The sequence below is a fragment of the Streptomyces sp. NPDC026538 genome (assembly GCF_055567535.1).
In genome coordinates, this window is record NZ_JBVHQG010000007.1 from 175,684 (window position 1) to 194,953 (window position 19,270).

The 19,270-nt window shown below is 71.0% G+C and carries 16 protein-coding genes and 3 pseudogenes; 11 read left to right on the forward strand and 8 right to left on the reverse strand.

All coding sequences use genetic code 11. The features are described from left to right. Positions 1-90: 90 nt before the first annotated feature. Both ACZ4N4_RS27380 and ACZ4N4_RS27385 read left to right on the forward strand, forming a co-directional pair. Positions 91-327: pseudogene (locus ACZ4N4_RS27380) on the forward strand (aldo/keto reductase); the annotation flags it as partial. A gap of 47 nt (positions 328-374) precedes the next feature. Beyond that, positions 375-846: pseudogene (locus ACZ4N4_RS27385) on the forward strand (saccharopine dehydrogenase); the annotation flags it as partial. Between the two features lie 224 nt (positions 847-1,070). On the opposite strand, the gene ACZ4N4_RS27390 reads toward ACZ4N4_RS27385, so the two are convergent. Then, on the reverse strand, positions 1,071-2,534 hold the full coding sequence (locus ACZ4N4_RS27390) for an oxygenase MpaB family protein (protein ID WP_467593269.1): 1,464 nt from the start codon (positions 2,532-2,534) through the stop codon (positions 1,071-1,073). Then, entirely contained in the window at positions 2,531-3,217 is a 687-nt protein-coding gene (gene uppS / locus ACZ4N4_RS27395) for a polyprenyl diphosphate synthase (RefSeq protein ID WP_453579450.1), read from the reverse strand. Before uppS ends, ACZ4N4_RS27390 begins: the two co-directional genes overlap by 4 nt. Positions 3,218-3,529: 312 nt before the next feature. Between uppS and ACZ4N4_RS27400 the strand changes: the two genes are divergently transcribed. The 5 genes from ACZ4N4_RS27400 (at position 3,530) to ACZ4N4_RS27420 (ending at position 7,998) form a co-directional block, all read left to right on the forward strand. After that, complete coding sequence (locus tag ACZ4N4_RS27400; protein ID WP_467593272.1) at positions 3,530-3,835, forward strand: hypothetical protein; 306 nt, start codon at positions 3,530-3,532, stop codon at positions 3,833-3,835. Between the two features lie 849 nt (positions 3,836-4,684). Continuing rightward, a complete protein-coding gene (locus tag ACZ4N4_RS27405) occupies positions 4,685-5,341 on the forward strand; it encodes a response regulator transcription factor (protein WP_453580672.1) in 657 nt (218 codons plus the stop codon). 427 nt (positions 5,342-5,768) lie between these two features. Further along, positions 5,769-7,010, forward strand: coding sequence for an SH3 domain-containing protein (locus tag ACZ4N4_RS27410; protein WP_467593275.1), 1,242 nt, complete (start codon positions 5,769-5,771; stop codon positions 7,008-7,010). 15 nt (positions 7,011-7,025) lie between these two features. Then, the gene (locus ACZ4N4_RS27415; RefSeq protein WP_467593278.1) at positions 7,026-7,592 is read left to right on the forward strand and encodes a DUF6232 family protein; all 567 of its coding nucleotides are present in this window, start codon (positions 7,026-7,028) and stop codon (positions 7,590-7,592) included. Between the two features lie 43 nt (positions 7,593-7,635). Continuing rightward, on the forward strand, positions 7,636-7,998 hold the full coding sequence (locus ACZ4N4_RS27420; RefSeq protein ID WP_467593281.1) for a hypothetical protein: 363 nt from the start codon (positions 7,636-7,638) through the stop codon (positions 7,996-7,998). A gap of 219 nt (positions 7,999-8,217) precedes the next feature. Here ACZ4N4_RS27420 and ACZ4N4_RS27425 read toward each other — a convergent pair whose 3' ends face one another. From ACZ4N4_RS27425 to ACZ4N4_RS27445, 5 genes are all read right to left on the reverse strand, one after another. After that, the gene (locus ACZ4N4_RS27425; RefSeq protein WP_467593284.1) at positions 8,218-9,987 is read right to left on the reverse strand and encodes a sensor histidine kinase; all 1,770 of its coding nucleotides are present in this window, start codon (positions 9,985-9,987) and stop codon (positions 8,218-8,220) included. 38 nt (positions 9,988-10,025) lie between these two features. After that, positions 10,026-11,102 carry a TRAP transporter substrate-binding protein gene (locus ACZ4N4_RS27430; RefSeq protein WP_453580662.1) on the reverse strand — a complete coding sequence of 359 codons (1,077 nt, stop codon included), beginning with the start codon at positions 11,100-11,102 and terminating at the stop codon, positions 10,026-10,028. Positions 11,103-11,127: 25 nt separating this feature from the next. After that, positions 11,128-11,709 (reverse strand): hypothetical protein, encoded by a 582-nt coding sequence (locus ACZ4N4_RS27435; protein WP_467593289.1) that lies wholly within the window; start codon positions 11,707-11,709, stop codon positions 11,128-11,130. A gap of 93 nt (positions 11,710-11,802) precedes the next feature. Next, a complete protein-coding gene (locus ACZ4N4_RS27440) occupies positions 11,803-13,287 on the reverse strand; it encodes a sensor histidine kinase (RefSeq protein WP_467593292.1) in 1,485 nt (494 codons plus the stop codon). 4 nt (positions 13,288-13,291) lie between these two features. After that, a complete protein-coding gene (locus ACZ4N4_RS27445) occupies positions 13,292-13,663 on the reverse strand; it encodes a response regulator transcription factor (protein ID WP_453580655.1) in 372 nt (123 codons plus the stop codon). 339 nt (positions 13,664-14,002) lie between these two features. Between ACZ4N4_RS27445 and ACZ4N4_RS27450 the strand changes: the two genes are divergently transcribed. Then, positions 14,003-14,419, forward strand: coding sequence for a transposase family protein (locus ACZ4N4_RS27450; RefSeq protein WP_467593297.1), 417 nt, complete (start codon positions 14,003-14,005; stop codon positions 14,417-14,419). Between the two features lie 166 nt (positions 14,420-14,585). Then, on the forward strand, positions 14,586-15,257 hold the full coding sequence (locus tag ACZ4N4_RS27455) for a Ppx/GppA phosphatase family protein (RefSeq protein WP_467593300.1): 672 nt from the start codon (positions 14,586-14,588) through the stop codon (positions 15,255-15,257). On the opposite strand, the gene ACZ4N4_RS27460 is transcribed toward ACZ4N4_RS27455, so the two are convergent. Beyond that, the gene (locus tag ACZ4N4_RS27460) at positions 15,199-16,434 is read right to left on the reverse strand and encodes a PP2C family protein-serine/threonine phosphatase (protein WP_467593304.1); all 1,236 of its coding nucleotides are present in this window, start codon (positions 16,432-16,434) and stop codon (positions 15,199-15,201) included. The two genes, ACZ4N4_RS27455 and ACZ4N4_RS27460, sit on opposite strands and share 59 nt — an antisense overlap. Positions 16,435-16,656: 222 nt before the next feature. Between ACZ4N4_RS27460 and ACZ4N4_RS27465 the strand changes: the two are divergent. Continuing rightward, positions 16,657-17,715 (forward strand): annotated as a pseudogene (locus tag ACZ4N4_RS27465) (ISL3 family transposase). A 296-nt stretch (positions 17,716-18,011) separates the two neighbouring features. Next, positions 18,012-18,800, forward strand: a complete 789-nt coding sequence (locus tag ACZ4N4_RS27470) for an MFS transporter (protein ID WP_467593306.1) — start codon at positions 18,012-18,014, stop codon at positions 18,798-18,800. The last annotated feature ends 470 nt before the right edge of the window (positions 18,801-19,270 follow it).

Genomic DNA, 19,270 nt, shown 5'->3' on the forward strand with positions numbered 1-19,270 from the left:
CTCGATCCGGCTGGTCCGGCGGACAGTGGGCTCGGCGTCGATCACATCAACGCGGCCGATACTTACGGCTTCGGCGTCGTCGAGGACATCCTGCGCGAGGCCCTGCACACCTACCCCGACCGTCTGCTCGTCGCCGCGAAGGTGGGCCAGGTGCAACCGCGGCCCGGCGCATGGGCGCAGCTCGGCCGTCCCGCCTTTCCGCGCCACCAGTGCGAGATAACCCTGCCCCGGCTGGGCGTGGACCGGATCCGCCTTCTCTACCTTCACCGTGTCGCCCCGGACGTGCCCTTCGCCGACCAGATCGGCACGAGGGAGGAGCTGCGGGACGAGGGCAAGATCGCGCACGTCGGCCTCTCCGAGGTCGCGGCGGAGCACGCGGCGACCGTCGGCTGCGCTACAACGGCGGACAGTGGAACCGCCGCACCCACCCTGGAGTGGACGTTCCCGGAACCGATAGGTCGTCGGGCGGTGATCGGGGAGTTCACGATGCCGGACGTCGTCACCGTCACGCAGCACCTCGCCATCCCCGATGGAATCACCTACGTGAGCGCCGAGGCGGCTCGCGACGTCGCCACTCCCCACACACCGGCCCCCACTGCCGCCGACGCGAGCGGGTGCTCGGACCAGACCTTCCTCGTCGACGTCGTCGTCCGCTCCGGCGAAGACGAACGCCGGGCCACGGCCGGCGGCCAGGACATCTACGCCGTCACCGCACCCCTCGTCACCGAGGCCCTCGAACGCGTCCTGACCGGTCGCACCAAGACCGTCGGCGGCGCCTCCGCCGGCGAGACCTTCGACGCCCCCGACTTCCTGCGCACGCTCGACCCGCACATCGGACTGCTCCTGGCCGTGCTGGTCACCCCGGCGTCGGTGACCGACCGGGACGGCACCCGGATCCTCCTGCCGCAGCCCTCGCGGCCTTCCGCCGCGCTTCCAGAACCGCCCGCATTGACGGCGTCCGACACCGCCACGGCGACTCGATCAGCAACGATTCGATGCTTCCGCGACCACCCCCATCCCATGTCTGACCAGCGGAATCCGCACACAAGGTTCGGAAAGAGAACGACCTCTCAGGCGTCGGCGAGGAGGGGGTCGTACGGGGTGCCCGTGCGGCGGCCCGCCATGAAGGAGAGGAAGTCGCCCACGAAGGCGCTTTGGCCGTACGCGCCGTCGGTGGTGGTGAGGTCGCGGTGGAAGGCGGTGCGGAAGAGGGTTCGGTACTCGTCCGCGTCGATGCTCCCGTTGCCGTCCTTGTCGGTGGCGTCGAAGAGGACCTCGGCAACGCGGATGAGCGCGGGTCCGGCAAGGGAGGGGACGGCGGTGGCGTACTCCTCGGCGCTGACGCGGCCGTCGCCGTCCGTGTCCAGGGCGGCCTGGAGCTCGCGCCACCAGGCGGCGAAGGCATCGTAGAGCCGGGTCTCCTCCGGTTCGTCCAGGTCGAGGCGGGTGGAGAGTTCGCGTGCCATGGCGGCGAGGTCAGGCCAGTCAAGGTGGCCGTCGCCGGTCTGGTCCAGCACTCGGCGGAAGAACTCCTCCGCCGAGCGTCGGTTCTCCCCTGTGCCCGCCGAAGGGGCCGGGTCGGGGTTGATGTAGCCGCTCAGTGGTGTGAGGAGGCGGAGCAGGGCCGATGCCCGCTTCATGCGGGCACGCAAGGCGGTGACGGTGCGGGCGCGGGGGTCGTCGCTGTCGGGTGAGAGTGAGAGGGCTTCGATGATGCTTTCGGCGTTGATCCAGCCCTCGGGCAGGAATCGGGCGAGCCCTGCTGCGAGGTAGACGCCCTGCATGAGGGTTGGGGCGCCGGGCATCTCGGGCAGGCCGGCCCGGCGCCGGTAGGGCTCGGGGAGCGAGGCGACGGTGATCGCGCCGAGGAGCGGACCGGCCACAGCGCGGCCGGCCGCCCACAGTGTCGGCGCGCCGTCGAGCAGCGCAGGGGCGGGCAGGTGGTCGAAGAGCCGGTAGAGGATGACGCGGGCCGCCTCGGTGTTCTCCAGCTCGTTTTCGACGACCCGGTCGAAGTATCGCCAGAAGTCGTTGAGGTCCTCGGGGAGTTCTGCGGCGTCGCCGTCGAGCGCGGCGAGGAACGCGCGGTACTCGGCGTACATCCGCTCCATCGTGTCCTGGCCGAGCGGCTGGCCGCTCAGCCGGCACATGGTGACGGCGCTCTCGAAGAGGGTGGCGACCACCCAGGCGCGGGTCGCGCGGTCCATCGCGTCGTAGGCGCGGCCGCGGGAGTCGGAGCCGCTCATGCGGGCGTGCAGCCGGTTGAGTCGGGCGGCCTCCCGTTCGCGTACCGCGGGGTCGGTGCCGAACATGCGCCGCATGCTTAGGAAGGTGTTGCGCAGTCGGCGCCAGGGGTGGGCGACGAAGGTGGAGTTGTCGACGAGGGCGGCGCCGATCTGCGGGTGAGCGGCCTCCAGCACGGTGGCGCGGATCATGGCCAGGGCCCAGCGCGGGTCATCGAAGAAGGCGCTGAACTGCGACTTCGGGCCGAACAGGGAGGCCCCGTCGGCCGTTCCCGTGGTTTCGGTGGTCATGATGGATCTCCGTTCGTCCGGGCGGGCACGCCACCGAAGCGGCGGTCGCGGTGCCGGTAGGTGTGCAGGCAGGCGAGGAAGTCCGGAGCACGGAAGTCCGGCCAGAGGGCCTCGGGGAAGATCCACTCGGCGTAGGCGACCTGCCAGAGCATGAAGTTGGAGATGCGCTGCTCACCGGAGGTACGGATGACCAGATCCACATCGGGGGTGTCGGGGAAAGGCAGGTGGTCCGCGAAGAGCCGCTCGGTCACCTCGTCGGCGGGCGTCCCACTGCGGATCAGCGACCTTGCGGCCTCGACGATGTCCCGACGCCCCCCGTGGTCGAAGGCGACGGTCAGCGTCATCCCCCGATTGTCAGCGGTCAGTACCGCCAAGTCGTCAAAGTCCTGGGCCAGTTCACTGGGGATGCGCGGGTCGGCGGCCCCGAGGAAACGGCACCGGATGCCGCGCGCGAGCAGCAGCGGCGCATGCTTGCGCACAACCCGGCGCACCAGACGCATCAGGAATTCGACCTCACTGCCAGGGCGGTTCCAGTTCTCGGTGGAGAAGGCGTACAGGCTGAGCCACTCCACGCCGGCGGCGCGGGCCGCCTCGATGACGTCGATGACGGCGGTCTCCGCGGCCCGGTGACCCGCCGTACGGGGAAGCGAACGCCGCTGCGCCCAACGGCCGTTGCCGTCCATCACGCAGGCCACGTGCCGCGGCCCCGCACGCGCCGCCCCCTCGTCCTGCTGCTGCCCGCCGGGTCCGCCACCGCGCTGTCGCTCGCCCGGCCGGTCCTCCGTCACCGCGCGTGCGCGCGGCACGCCGTGGTCCGTCACGCTCGGCCCCACCCCGTCCGGAGCGGCACGGCCGGCCGAACCGCACTCGGTCACGCCCACCCTGCGTCGCCGCTCCCGCCTCGCCCACGCCCCACCGGCGCGTTCCCTCCCGGGAGTCTGACAGCGCGAAAGGGCGCTGACCGGCCGAATGAGTGGCCGTCACCCTTGACTCGTATGATCGAATCTGTCCGAGTGCTAGAGCGGCGAACTCGCGCACAGGTCCTTTCACAGCTCCAATCGATGGGCGGGTCGGAGCGTGCCCGCATCCAAGAATCCGCGAACTCGCGCGCTTCCAACCGGTCCAAGGCCGACAAGGACCCGACCGAGTGGTTGCCGCCGTACGCCGGCTACTGGTGCACGTACGTCACCGACTGGGTTGCCGAAAAAACCCGCCAACTGACCATCACCCCCGCCGAGCGCCTTGCCGTCTGCCCCGACCAGCCCATCACCGTCACCCTCGACCGCAAGGGGCATGCGTGAGGCCCGTCACCAGGGCGGAAGTGGGTGACGGGCCAGGCAGAGGAAGACGGTACGCGGCGGCAACCGGGCATTACGTCCGGACCAGTCACCGCCGGCAGGCAGGTGCCGCCGCTGCTGCGATGGTCGCCGCGGTGGCCCCACGCGAGGTCGTCGACGAAACGGCCGTGGTCGTTGCGCAGGATCGCCGTGTCCCGGTCGTTGTTCCAGACGTAGGCGCGGCGGTCCTGGAAGACGTCCGCTCCGCGGTCTCACCGGTGTGGAGCCGGACCATGGGACGAGGGCGCCGGCCGTGACGAGCGCGCCGCGCAGGTAGCGCACGGCTCTGTTGGCGCCGTACTGATGGAGTGTGACGTGCTCAACCGGGCAGGGAACGATGACATCGCGCACGCCAGCCCTGTGGAGTTCGGTAAGTAGCCGCAGCACCCGGGCAGACCCCAGTCTCCCTCACCTGTCAGCAGAGCGGGTCGTCGGCGAGGTCAATTTCGGGGTTTATGGGCTGGTCATGAGCGCGCCCGGGCGGTACGGCACTCGTGCTGCGCCCGACGGTCGCCGGCGGCGTCGGCGGTGGCGACCCGGGTGGCGGCACCGGGGTGCTCGGGCTGTGGGACAGGGTGGCGGTTTTCGGTGGCAGCATGGCGGTGTTCAGCGAGCGTAGGCGGGGAACGGTCGTCTCGGCGGAACTGCCACGCGCTGCGGGGACTTGGCCATGCCGGCGTCCGCGGCCGCGGGGGCTTCCGGCGAGGGGGAGGACGGACGGGCATGACGGAATACGATGCGGCGAAAGGCCTTCCGAGGCCGAAGCGCGGCCCGTTCGGGGGCAACACGAGTGTTCCGCCCCCGCCCAGGCCCCTGCGGATCGTGCTGGCCGACGACGAACGCCTCTTCCGGGCCGCCCTCGCCGCGCTGCTGGAGAGCCGGGGCCATCGGGTCACCGCTCAGGTCGGCGACGCGGACGCGCTGCGCGCGGCAGTGGCCCGTACGGTCCCCGACCTTGCGGTGATCGACATCAGGATGCCGCCGACGAAACGCCTGGAAGGGTTGCAGGCGGCCGTGGACATCCGCAAGTCCCACCGCGGCATCGGGCTCCTCCTGCTGTCCCAGAGCGTCCAGGTCACGCACCTTGCCGAGTTGACCGCTTCCGATGTCAGGGGTGTCGGCTATCTGCTCAAGGAACGCGTCGCCGACGAGCACTTCCTCGACACCGTCGGCCGGATCGCCGCCGGCGAGTGCGAGTTCGACCAGGAGGTGCTGGGACTCCTCCTCAACGGCACGCGCCGGCGTGGCGGTCTGGCCGGACTCAGCCGACGCGAAGTGGAGGTACTCGGACTCATGGCGCAGGGCCTGACCAATCCGGCGATCGCCGACCAGCTCGTCGTCACCGTGAAGACCGTCGAGACCCACGTCGGCAGCATCTTCCGGCGGCTCGAACTGCCCGACGAGAGCGAGGGGGAGTATCACCGCCGGGTCCTGGCCGTACTGACGTACCTCCAGTCACGCGACTGCTGAGGTGCGGTCCCGGTGTCACGGTCTCTAGTCGGTGAAGGGGCCGCCAGGGCCCTGATACCGCCAGGCGCTCCTTCGTCGGGAAACCGGCCGCCGGTGAGCGGGCGATGCGCGCGGCGACCCCGTCGGCTTCGTGAACCGGGCACAACACGAGGACCGTGTCGACCGTCAGGGCGTTCGGCTCCCGCGTCACGGGGAAGCCGTTCTCCCCCGGCAGCTCCAGGTCGAGGAGCACGATCCCAGGTGCTCTTCGCGGGTGACCGCCGCACGCCGCGCCTCATGATCCCCATGCTGACGGCCCGCGGCGGCCACGGCATCAGGGTCAGCCCTGAGATGGCCCGCCCACGGACCGGTGTCTGCCTGGAGGTTCCCGATCCCCTCCGCGCGGAGACTGGTGGGACGTCGCATCAGGGGAATTGGGGGGAACGCCATGCAGGGGGACACGGGGAACACACGGGGCAAGGCCGTCAGGCCGCTCGCCCTGGTCATGGTCGCGGGACTGCTCGTCGCCGGCTTCGAGGGCTGCGGCTCGGGGTCGGTGTCCGTCAAACCGGCGTTCCTGCCGATGTCGTTCACGATCGACTCGGCGGGCCACGTCAGTGTCTCCGCCGACGCGAAGATCGTCACGCCGCTCGGCGAGGTGTCTGTCGGCGGATTCCAGCGGCAACTGGGCACCGGCAAGGATCTGGTGGTCCTGATCCGGCATCTGGCGCGCGCCGCGACGACCACCCGGAATGCGGCGTTCGTCCAGGGCGCTCATGGCACGGGATATGTCTACTCCGCGTACGAGGTCCACACCAAGGGCCGGCACGTCCAGCCCTCTCTGAACGGGCAGGATCTCGCGCTCGCGCAGGGCGGCACGGTGCTGGTCGACGCGACCCGTACGCGTCCCGGCAAAGTGACGCGCCTGCAGATCGCCGACGCCCCCGAGCAGCAGGACTCTCCCCTGCCGACCAGTTCGGCGTCCTCCTGCGCCGCCGGCACCGGCGGCGTCCGCATCACCTTGCCCGAGGTGACCGCGGGCGCCGACGTCAAAGGCGTCGTGGCGCGACTGGCCGCGGAGTGCCTCCAGGTGCAGTACGCGGCCGCGCCCGCGGACGGCATCAAGGAGGGTGCGGTCTCGCGGGTCGTCATCCCGACCGACGACGCGGCCGACGCCGTACAGTTGCCTCCCGCCGACGACGCCGCCCCCCGGCCGGGCGACCGGGTGACGGCCAGCCGCCGGACGCCGACGACGGTGTACGTGGCCGCCCCCGCGCCCGCGCCCTCGGACACACCGACGGACCCACCGGCAGCCACGCCGACGGAGACTCCCACCGACAGCGAAACTCCCGGGGCGACGACGCCCGTCACCGGCGCCGTGGCGGCACCCGTGCGCACCGGGCCGAGCACCGCCGACGCCCAGATCAGCTACGTCCAGGCAGGCGGCCGGTACCAGGCGTTGTGCGCGGCGCACGGCGACCGCGTGCAGGCCCACGGCTACGACAGCGATCTGTGGGTCGAACTGCTCCGCGCCACCGGCGGCACGGGGTGGGTGACGGCCACCGCGCTCACCGGCGGCCCCGACGCCGTGTCGCTCCCCGACTGCGTCGAGCCCTCCGACCCGACAACGGACCCCCCGGACCCGACGACCGACGCCCCGTCGAGCGCCGCTCCGACCGTGGCCGAGTGAGAGGCGACGACAGCGATGAGCAGGACCAAGAGGGTCGGAGAGATCCGCATCGCCAAGCGGGTCCTCACCATCGGCCACGAGACCTACCCGCTCGCCAACATCTCGCGGGTCCAGACCCTGCGCGTGGTGTGGCACGGCAAGCTCGCGACGTTCTACCCGCTCCGCGAGATCACCTCCCTCCTGCTCCTGGGCGGGGCGATCACCCTGCTGCTGCCGCGCGTCGACCTCGGATCCCGGCTCGGCGCCGCAGAGACCGAGACCGCACGGCGGATCGCCACCGCCTTCGCCGCGCTGCTGGCCGTCCGGATCGCGTACCTGCTCGGCCTGTTGCTCTACCGGCTGCTGTTCCGGCGCAAGTGGTACGCGTTGCTCATCGAGACGGCGGGCACGCAGTACACCGCGCTGTCCGGGACGGCCCGCAACGAGATCCACCGCATCCAGGCGGCGATCGTCGCCGCGATCGAGGATCCGCCGTCCACGGAACAGATCCTGCACGTGCGAGGGGACCTCGTCGTCGGGGACAAGTTCGGTGGGGACAAGATCGGTCGCGACAAGAACATCCAGACCGGGTCCCCCGCATAACGATCAGGACCACGATCGCGATCAAGAGGAGAAAGGGCCAGGGATGTCCGATTACGTCTTCGGGGACAAGTTCGGCGGCGACAAGGTCGGCCGCGACAAGAACATCCAGACCGGCGGCAGCGGCAACACGTTCAGGACCGACAACTCCCAGGGGGTCTCCCCCGCCGAGCTGGACGCCGCCGTAGGTGAACTACGGGCCTTCGTCGCTCAGTTGATCCAAGACGGGGTGGTGGCGGCGGATGGCAGCGTCACCGATCCCGGTGCGGTCGTCACGGCGGTACGCTCTCGGCCGGGCCGCCTGCGGGCGCTCAGCCGGGCGGTTGCGAGCGGTGCCACGGAAGCGGTGCTGGCGGCGGTACGGGGCGGCGTGGCGGCGCTGGTCACAGGGCTCGTCGGAGGAAGGTGAGCAGCCCGCGGCTCCCAGGTCGCGGAGGCCGAATGCGCCGAAGATGCCGCGGACGTGGCCTTCCAGAGTCTCGGGGGCTCATGTGCAGCCGATCGCGGATGCCACGGTTGGAGCAGCCCTCGGCCATCAGCCGCGCGTCCAGGCCGGAGTCGGTGGGCAGTCGCCGGAGTCCTTGGCGCAGCAGCACTTCGTCGTCCACGACCAGGACGCAGGGCGGGGTCAGCATGGGATCTCCACGCGGATCGCGGTGTGCGGTGGTTCGGGCGCGGTGACGATGCCGTCGAGCGTGCCGACCCGGTCGGCGATCCGCAGCAGGCCCAGGTCGCGGGTGCCGTCCAGGTCGAGGAGCAGCCGATCGTCGGTGATTACGGCGCTCACGGTGGTGGCGTGGTGAGCGATGGCCTCGGCGATGACGAAGTAGGCGGCGGCTTCGACGGCCGGGTCGAGTCGCCGCGTCGGCAGAGCGGTGATCCGGGCGGATGAGCGGGTCTCCTCCAGCAGGGCGCCGACCGCCGAGGCGAGCCCTTCCTCGGCGAGGACGGTGGGAAAGAGGCCGTGGGCCAGCGCACGCAGTTCTTTGATGGCGGCGCGCAGCTCACGCTCGGCCTCGTCGGCCTCTGGAGACGGGCGGACCGCGCCGGTGCGGGCGAGGCGCAGTATCAACACCAGTGCCAGCAGGCGCTGTTGGGCCCCGTCGTGCAGATCGCGTTCGAGTCGCCGGCGCTCGGTGTCCCCGGTGGCCACGATCCGCGCCCGCGAGGCCCGCAGATCGGCCACGCGCGCGGCCAGTTCGGCGTGCAGCCGCTCGTTGTCCAGCGCCAGCCGGGAGATCCGGGCGATCTCCGCGCCGGGGCCGAGCCGGGGTTCGGCGAGTAGCTCGCGGCGGTGGCCAAGGAGGGCGAGGGTGCGGTCGCCGCGGGCCAGTTCGGTGACGGTGACGGGCAGATCGGAGCTCTTGTCGTCGGCCGCGGCGCGGCCGTGCCGGTCACCCCCGCTCGCCTCGCCGCCCGTGGTGCGCAGGGCGGTGGGTCGTCCCCGCGCGTCGACCAGCCTGCCGTCCGCCAGTGGATACGCCAGCGTCAGGGACGGGTCGCCCAGCACGCGGGCGAGCGCGTCGCGCAGGCCGCCGGGAGCCGGGGCGGCCGCCAGTTCGACGACCAGGTCGGCCAGGGCTCCCCTGGTGCGGCGCTCCAGCAGCCACGGCCAGGTCGCGGCGGCCGCCAGCAGGAGCAGAGCCGCTTCCTGGACCAGCCAGAGCTGCTGGTCGGTCGGGTCGTTGCTGAGCGTGTGCCGGGGCAGGCCGTGCAGGAAGTCGGCGACGACCGCGGTCGCGTACGCCCCGCCCGCCCCCCACACCGGGGCGGAGACCCGGCGCAGCGCGGGCGAGGCCCGCACGGCCCGCCGGATCAGTAGCAGGATCAGGGCGCACGGCCAGACGGCGCCCACCGCCATGCCGATCCGGGCCAGCGCGTCCAGCGTGCCGGAGCTCGCCACGATCAGCAGACCGTTGCCCGGGCAGTCGGTGCAACCCGCGCCCCAGGGGTCGTAGACGACCGCCTGGAGCAGACCGAGGACCAGCACGGCGTTGCCGTATGCCAGCAGGAGGAGACCGCGGGCCGGCCAGGAGCCCAGGCGTCCGGCGGGGTGGGCCAGCACCGCGTGGGCCACCAGGGGAGGTCCGGCCGCGTAGAGGACCAGACCCGCGGTGAACGCCGAGGTCCAGCCGATGCCGGGGTTGGCCCACTCGACGAGGAAGGAAGCCGCCCCGGCGGCCGCCAGCAGACCGCCGGTCCGGTTGCCGGGCTCTCGGAGCCGCGCCACCAGCCCCACGGCCAACAGGACCCAGCCGGCGGCAAGTTCCAGCACGGCCCGCTCCGGGGTGTCGGCGAGGGCCTGGGCGGGGTGGGCCCGCACCAGGACGACGGTGGCCGGTCCCAGTGCGAGACCGGCCACCCAGAGCGGGAGATGCGCGACGGCTCCCCGTGTCATGGCCGAATAGCGGCAGCCCGGCGGCGCCCCGGCCGGCCTCACTGGGAGTTCGCGACGCCGGACGTTCCCTTGCAGGAGACGGCGGGCTCGGGCGGTACGCCCTTCACCAGTGCGGTGATGTCGTCCAGGTTCGCCTTGGTCTGCCCATCGCGCGCGAGCTGGTCGTACACCGGCTGGACGGCCTTGCGCAGGGCGGCCAGTTGACCGGAACTCGCGGCGACGAACTTCTGGCCGCGGCGACAGAGGTTGTCCCGGGCCTCCTTCTCGTGGGCGCGCAGCACCGCGGCCGAGCCGGGCACGGCCAGCTGCGCCGCCTTGCGCAGGACGGACCGCTGTTCCTGCGTCAGTCGCTTCAAGGCTGCGGTGGAGGCGACGATGGCCACGGGCCGCGGCCACAGCACCACGTTGGCCGTTGCGATCATGCCGTTCTTGTCGTACTCGTTGCCGGCGACCGAGGGGAGCTGTTGTTCGTACCCGCCGTAGGCATCCACGGCTCCGCCGGCCGCGAACCAATCCGGCTTCGCTCCGAGGGCCCGCAGGGTCGATTCCGCCACCTTGGACTCCTGGACGCCGAACGTGCGGCCCTGGTAGTCGGCGGGGCCGAGCAGCGGTGTGCGCGCACCGAAGGGACGGCGCAGGCCGCCGGGCAGCAGGCCGATACCGGTCAGCCCGTCGCCGTCCATCGCCCGCACCATGCGCCGGGCCGCCGGAGCGGCGAGCACCTTGTCCTGGGCGTCGTAGCTCGTGATCAGGAAAGGTGCCGTCAGCGCCCCCACGGATCGGGCGTCGGCGGTCGCGTCGAAGGCACGGCTGCCGACAGCGGCGAGGTCGGCCCTGCCCCGCTTGACGTCCAGCAGGGTCTGTTCGTCGAAGTCGGGCCCCTCCTCATGGTGTGCGTCCGTCTCCACCTGGATACGGAGCGTGTCGTGGGACAGCATCTGCACGTTCCCGAGGAAGGCGTCCATGTCCTCGGTGGTGCCGAAGGTCGTCTCCAGCGTCAGCAGGACCGGCTTCGCCGCACTCTGGCCCCCTGCCTTGTCGGCGGATGCAGAGCCGGAACAGGCGGTGGCGGCGAGGAGGGTCAGGCCGAGGATCACGGCCGGCGATCCGCTCATGGCCCTACGTCGTGCGCGCATGGCGTCACGCCCCCTTTCCGGCGGTCGTCCAGTCCTTGGGCGGTGGGCAGTTGCGGCTGAAGTGCTTGTCGGACGGGACCGTACTGATCCGGTGCCAGGGTTTCGCGAAGAAAGGCGCAGGCGAGATGGAGCCCGGTGCCTCGGACATGGTGAGCGTGTCCCGGTACATGCTCATGTTGAACGAGAACAGTTCGCCCGGCTTGTTGTACGCCTGGTTGGGCGACCTGGTGAAGCCGCCCTTGAGGACTTCCCAGGTGAGCTGCCTTCCGTGGAAGCGGACTGCGCCGTACGCCCAGGTGCACGAGGCCTCGTTCTCCTGGCTGTAGGCGAGCCGGTCGCCGTTGAAGACGTAGACCCACGTGCCGTAGTTCTCCGGCATCTCCTCGCCGCGCGACGCTCCCGCCCTGCGGATGTCGGTGAGCGTGGTGGTCACCGTGTACACCCCGCTCGGCCGGACGGACGCACCCCCCGAGCGCCCGTCCGGCCCCGCTGCGGCCTGCGGCTTTCCGCCGTCACCGCAGGCCGCCGTCATGGTGAGTGCCAGCGCCGCGACCACCGACCACGTCGCCGTTCTGAGCCCGTTCATCCCGCCGTCCCCCCTTCAGCCGCGTCCCCCGCGGCCAGTTGCCGTTTCTGGCTGCTTCGACGGTACGGATCGGACGCGGCGCGCACATCCGGGTCAGCCCTTGAAACTTCCGCTCGCTCCCAGGGTTGTCCCTGGGGGAATCTGTGCGAAGACGCGGGTGCCGGCCCCCGGTTCGCTGTCCACGCGCAGCGTGCCTCCCAGCGCCTCGGCCCGGTCGGCGAGCCCGCGCAGCCCGGAGCCCAGCCCCGGACTCGCGCCGCCGGTTCCGTCGTCGCGGACCTCCACCTCGACACCATCGTCCGGGCGGGCCGTGATCCGGACGGTGGTCCGGGTGGCGTGCGCGTGCTTCACGGCGTTGGCGAGCGCCTCGCAGCAGATGAAGTAGACGGCCACCTCCACCGCCGGATCGAAGCGGCGCTCGGGCACCTCCAGGGTGAGCGGCAGCGGACAGTGAGCGGTCTGCTCGGCGAGGGCCGGGCCCAGACCATCGCGCATCAGGATCGCCGGATGCAGGCCGCGGGCGAACTCCCGCAGCTCGGCGCGCACGGGCCCCAGCGCGTCGCGCACGGGCACGGCCCAGTCGCCGGCCCCGCCCAGCAACTCGGCGACGCGGTCGAGCCGGGCCAGCACCGCGTCGTCCAACCGCCGTTCCAGCGCCTGGCGTTCGGTGTCGGCGGCCTCGACGAGCCGGCGCCGCGAGGAATCCAGCTCAGCCACCCTGGTGCGTACGTCCGCCTGGAGCCGCGCATTGCTGACCGCCAGGCGGGCCACCGCAGCCACGGCGGACAGCAGGGCCCGGTCGTGAGGCATCGAGTCGTCGTGCACCAACACCGCGAGCGGCCTTTCCCCGTCGCTCAGCGGCGTCGCCACGCGGCCCGCCCCCGCGGGCGGCAGCCGTACCGGGCGCCCGGACTCGTCGACGTAGCGGCCCTGCTCGGGCACCCAGTAGCCGAGCACCAGCCGCGGATCGCCCAGCACCGGTGCCAGCCTGGCGCGCAGCGGACCGTCGCCGTCGGCTTCACCCAGGTCTACGACGAGGCGAGCGAGGGTCGCCCTGGACGACCCGGCGAGCAGCACCCCGGCGCACAGTCCCAACCCGCCCACCGCCACCACGATCTCGTACGCTCGCAGCACGGCGACGTCGTCCGCGAGCCCCCGCGCTCGCGCCACCGCTCCCCACCCCACCGCGCCCGCGAGGAGCACCGCCGCAGCACAGGCGATGCCCCGGGCCCCGCGCTCGGCGAGTGGGGCGGCGCGCAGACGCAGCCCCGCCCCCGCCACGACAAGCACCGCCTCCCCCACCGCCACCGGGTCGATCCGTGTCAGCGGGTAGGCCGCGGTCAGGCCGCCGAACGCGGCCGCGCCGAGCACCGGCGCGACCGGCCGCAGCCGCACCGCCGGGTAGGTGAGGATCAGGAAGAACAGCACCCCTCGGTGCGCGAACACCGTTCCACCGGTGGCGTCGCCGAGGAACCAGGCGACCCCACAGCAGACGAGCAGTTTCCCGGCTCGCCGCCGGCCGCACGCGATGCCCGCGGCGAGCAGGACGCAGCCGGCGAACAGATCCCACCCGTCCACAGCCTCACCGTCCCCGGCCGAGCAGGGCTCGCAGCGAGGCCCCGGACAGTTCGTCCTTCGTGAGGAACCCGGCGGCCGGGCAGGTGCGCAACCGTTCGCGGTAGCTGCTGTGCGCACGGCTGGAGATCAGCACGACGAACGGGGCCGGGCCGCCGCCCGGCCCCACGGCGAGCAGCTCCGCCACCGCGAACCCGTCCGGGCCCGGCAACTGCACGTCGAGCAGCACCACTTCGGGACGCAGCCGCGCGTACGCGGCCAAAGCCGACGTGGCGTCCCCCGCTTCGCCCACGACACCGAACCCCTCGGCCTCCAGCACCGCCCGTGCGGCGGCCCGGAATGGGGCGTGATCATCGACGATGAGCACCGTCGGCCTCATGGACGCATGGTGACACGCCCATGACTCCGGCACACCGGGGTAGACCCTGGACTCTTCTTCAGGTGCGCGAAGCCATGCTCGACCGGCGCCCGGATCGGGGCGCATCCTCCTCGGAGGGCTGCGGAGAGTACCCGCGGTCGTCGATTGGAGAAGACGTTGGACGCGGTCGAGTTCCCTCTCACCCGTCAGCCTGCTCGCCGCCCGCGCCCCGCGCCTGGACCGCGCACTCAAGAAGATCGCCCGAACGGGTGGCGGGGTGGTTCTGCTCGACGGCACCCTGATACGGACCCGGCGGCGCACCGGCACAGCGAACCGGAAGAACTACTCCGGCAAGCACAAATGCCATGGCCTGCTGGTGATCGCGCTCACCGACGACCGGGCCGCCTGCTGTGGGTCTCGGCGGCCCGCCCCGGACGATCCTCGGAGATCACCGTCTGCCGCCACGACCAGCTCACCGCGAAACTGCGGGCGGCCGGGCTTGGCGCCATCGCCGACCTGGGGTTCGTCGGCGTCGACGACAGCGACCCGGACGCCGACCCGACGGTGATCACCGGCTACAAGGCCGCCCGCAACCGGCCCCTGACCCGAGGGCAGAAACTGTCCAACAAAGCACTGGCCGCCGTCCGGGCGCCGGTCGAGCACGTCGCCCATCTCAAGAACTGGCGGGTCCTCGGCAAGGTCCGCACCGGCCCGAAGTGGGCGACGGCCCTGATCAGGGCCCTGCTGGTCCTGACGAACCGCGAAGTCTCCCGATGACCGACGATCTTCACCGAAGTCATCCACCCGCGACCAGCCCGAGTATCGAGAACCCCGCGCACACCAGACCCGTGACCTGCAACTTCACCATGCACACTGCTCACTGGGAGATCGACTCCTGACCCGAAAGATCATTCCGTTAGGAGTTCTTAGTGCGCAACCCGACGTGCCGCGGGCCAAGGCCGGCCAGCGGGTCCTTGCCTGCTCGAAAACTTTCGAGCAGCTTGCACGGCCCCCCCCCAACGCCACACGTAACGAACCACCTCGTACGGGACCAAACCTGACCCTGCCTCCACTCCGGCCGGTGATTTCCCTGCTGGCCAGACTCGGCCCGGACCGCCGTGCCACGCTGCCAGGCATCTCCCGGCACCGCGCCGAGCAATCCATGGCGGGAGGCTTGATCGCCGAGAGCCTCATAGAAATGTGCGGCGTGGAGAGTGTCGAGATCTGCCCGTGGTCCACCCGGGAGGGACTGCTACTCGAACGCCTCGGTGTGATCAACGCCGGCCGCACCCAGAAGGGTAAGAGTGGGCCCAGAGGCCCCTTCAACTCATGTGGGGCTGCGTCCTTGTCCCGCAGCACGCGATCGCCGTCAGGGACTCAGGCAGCAGGCCCTCCTTCCCGTGAATCCGATCGCGCGCCACACGGCCTGCCTGTCGCGGACGAGCAGGACCGTTGTCACCTTCCGGTTCCATTCCGTAACGATCTGCGATTTCAAGCGTGCCAAGTCCTTGCCGGACCTTCGCGGTACCCCGGCACCGTCCAGGAGAGCACTCTGATCACGGCTTCTGCTTCGCGCGGCTGGCTGAGGCTTGTTGGACGTCCGCGCCGGAGCTGACGTGTCGTTGGGTCTCCTGGGGGCCGTGCCAGTCCAGACACATCACGGTGGCGTCGTCTTCGAGCCGGCCGTGGGCAGCATCCCGGACTGCGGATGTCAGCATCAAAGCGGTCTCCCGCGGGTGCAGGCCCCGAGTGCGCTCCACCAAGGCGCGCAGGTCGACCTTCTCCCCGTGCCGTTCGACCATGCCGTCGGTGAACATGAGCAAACGGTCACCATGGCGCAGATCGAGGTCCTGAACGCGGTAGGAGAGGGTCGCGAACTCGGACAGCCCGAAGGGATGGTCCACCTCGCAGGCGATCACCTCCACATTGCCCTCACGCATGCGCAGTGGCCAGGGGTGCCCGGCGTTGACGAGCTGGGCCTGCCCGGTGTGCAGATTGACGCGCAGTAGCTGCCCGGTGGCGTGCCCGTGGGCGTGGTCGGCGAGTGCCTGGTCGGCCCGGTGGGCCTGTTCGGCCAGACCGGCTCCCGCGCGGCGCGCGCCGCGCAGGGCGCTCACCAGGACCGTGGCGGCCAGGGCAGCATCGATGTCGTGGCCCATGGGATCGGTCACCGACACGTGCAGTGTGTCCCGGTCCAGGGTGTAGTCGAAGGTGTCGCCGCTGAGGTCTTCGGAGGGCTCCAGACTCCCGCACAGCGTGAACTGCGCGGCCTCGCACGACAGCGACGCGGGAAGCAGCTGGTACTGGATCTCTGCTGCCAGGGTGGGCGGTCTGGAGCGTTTGCCCCAGGTGTAAAAGTCAGTGAAACGCCCGTTGGCGATCACGATGTAGGCCAGGATGTGGGCGGCTTCCCCGACCTCGGCAAGGACGTCCTCGCCGGGATCGACCGGCAGGAGCAGTTCCAGCAGCCCGATCGCATCCCCCCGGTTGGTGACCGGCACGATCACCCGCTGCCCCTGAGCGGTCGCCTCCTGATACAGCCTCTGCGTACGGATCACCTCCTCGTAGACACTGCCGAACAAGGGGATCCGCTCCACCTTCCGCCCATCCCCCGCAGGGGCGGTCGACAGCCGCGCCACCGCCTTCCCTGTCAGATCCACGATAAGGAAAGAGACCTTCGTGGCCTCGAAGCGCCGCCGCAGGTCCTCCGCGATCACACCGACGGCATCCACCGGCGCCGCGGTCTCCGCTGCCGTCAGCAACCGGGGAAGTCCACTCTGCTCAGCGCTCACGACCGCAGCCCCTTCCAACCGCCCCGCCTACCAGCCTGAGAATCACCAGGGCGAGCATCACCACATGAAAAGTCACAATAGGTGCACATTATTATGTTATGCGTTCACGGAAATGAGTTTGTTTCCCGACGTCCGCTCGCGGGCGCGGCAGTCACCACTGCTCCGGTCGCGAACTCGACGAGGGGCTGGCCGCCTCTGCCCCGCTGGTGGGCGGTCCGCCGGGTGGTCGTCGACCTCACCGAACAGATCCCGCGGATCCCGGCCGGCGCCCGGCTGACCGGGAGGCTGCGGAGCGCGGCCGGGCGCCGGATACGGGACACCGGCTCCACGGTCATCCAGGCCGCCCGCGATCTGCACCTCTCCTGGCCGACCGTGATGGACGCCTTCAAGGCCGCCCGGCAGTTCGTCGAAGCACCGCTGCCCGAGGTCGAGGTGCTGGGAATCGACGAGACAAGGCGGGGACGGCCCCGCTGGGAACAGGATCCCGACAGCAGCAAGTGGCAGCTCACCAGGGACCGGTGGCACACCGGGTTCCTGGACGCGCTCGGGGCCGGTGGCCTTCTCGGCCAGGTCGAAGGCCGCACGGTCGCCGACGCGCTGGCCTGGCTCGCCACCCCTCCCCTGACCTGGCGCAACAAAATCCGGCACGTCGCCATCGACATGTCGGCCACCTCCCGAGCCGCCCTGAACACCGGCCTGCCCCAAGCCACCGTCGTGGTCGACCACTTCCACGTCGTGCAGCTCGCGAACAAGAGGCTGTCCCTGGTGCGGCGCCGCACCACCGCCGAACTCCGCGGATGACGCGGGCGCGCCCCTGACCCGGAATGGAAGGCTCGCAGGCGTCTGCTGCGCAACCGCGAGGACCTCACCGACGAGCAGTTCGCCACGATGTGGAATCCGCTGCTGGACGAGGGAAAGATCGGACAGACTTTGCTGAGCGCCTGGATCGCCCAGGAAAGGCTGCGCCCCCTCGCTCTGGCCCGCGCCGGCGCCGACCGCCACCGCATCGGCCAGGCCCGCTACAGGTTCCTCACCTGGTGCGCCGACACCGACATCCCGGAAGTACGTACCCTCGCCGTCACCGTGGACCGCTGGTGGAACGGGATCGCCACGTTCATCGACAGCGGACACAGCAACGCCAAGAGCGAGGGCATCAACCGCGTGATCAAGCTCGTCGTCCGCGCCGCCTTCGGGTTCCGCAACGCCACGAACCAGCGGCTACGCACACGCTGCGTCACCACCCGCCGAGTCCGTGGCCACCTCCGCACCGCTCGACTGTGAAGGCCCGGTTTGGCAAGCCTGCCGGATGGCATAGGGCAGCCTTGCCCAGTCAACGAACCGGCAAATCGGAATTCGTGGGTTTCGCGGACACCCGGCGCGCGGATCGACGCCTGCTCGCTCAGGATCAGCCGGCCGTGGCCGGTAACGGGATGTGCGCACGCGGCCCGGCGCGGCGCCTTTCCCTCCGTCCGCCGCCCGCGATGAGGACCTGAGCCCGAGGGCCGGCCGCGGCAGCCGGCACGGCGCCGTTGGCCGCGCGATTCCGGCATCTCCGGACACTGAGCCTCGGCTCCGTAGTGCAGTACACCTGGAGCGCCTACGCCGGCACCTACGCCATCACGCAGAAGCACATGAGTCCGAGCGCCGCCTACTGGTCGCTGCTGGTCGCGCAGGTCGTGGGACTCGCGTTCATGCCGTTCTGGGGATGGGCCTCCGACCGCGTCGGGCGCCGTCCGCTGGCCATCGCCTACGGCATCGTGTTCGCTGCGCTCGTCTACCCGGCGTTCACGATCATCGGGTCCACATGGTGGACGCTCGCCGTTCCCGCGACCGTCATCTTCGCCCTGTGGGGCATGTCCGGCCCCCAGCCGCCCGCCGTGCAGTCCGAGAACGTCACGACCCGGCACCGCGCCCCGGTCGGCGGCGCCGTCAGCTCGATCGCCGCGGCGCTTTTCGGCGGCACCGCACCCCACCTCAGCGCGTACACCGGCTCCATCGGCGCGCCCTGGGCCTTCCAGGTCCGCTCCGCGGCAGAGACCGCCGGCACCAGCCGCCCGGGTGCGGTGAACGGCGCCCGGCCTCACTTGCGTCCCAGTGCCGTCGGCGGCCCGTGCGGACCCTGCGCCGGTGTGGTGGTCCGACCTGTACGGGAGGCGGCGGGGCCCGGGTCACTGCTGGAGCTTGTCCAGGTCCAAGACGTCGTCGGCAGAGGGCGGTGTGAGGGTCACGGGCTCGTTGAACGCCGAAAACTCGACCGAGTCTTCACACGTTCCACGAGCATGGGCACCAACCGATCCCTCCAAGTGTCGATGAATGCGGCCGCTGGACATGCCGCCGTGGGCGTACTGCCCCCGGTACACGTGTGACTCTGGGGCGGTGGCAAGGTCGAGCCCCCACGAGCTCATTGAATGTTGCCCGCAGTAGGCCGGCCACCTCGTCAACCGATGTCGGAATGTCGGTACCGGACAGGTGGTCGCGAAGGGACCGCCAGACGTAGGGGTCGCCACGCAGACCCCACCCCTCCGGCTTGGGATCGAAGAGGTCGGCCATTTTCACCGCTGCGTGATCGTGTGAGATCGCGCGGAGCGGGCGGATGCCCGGGATCAATGCGGCGGATGCAGAGCGCAGACACACCAGTGCAGGCGCACTGGCGGCACCAGCGGGCGGAACTGACCGCGGTGATGGCGCCGGCGCAGCAGCGTAAGAGACCGCTATCGGCGGGCCTACCGAATCAGGTGACGGGGAAGCCGACGCTGGGGCCGAAGTACGCGGCGCGAACGCAGGTGCGCTGCGAGACCGTTCTCCGCTCGGTCTACGACCTCCACCGGGAGGAAGG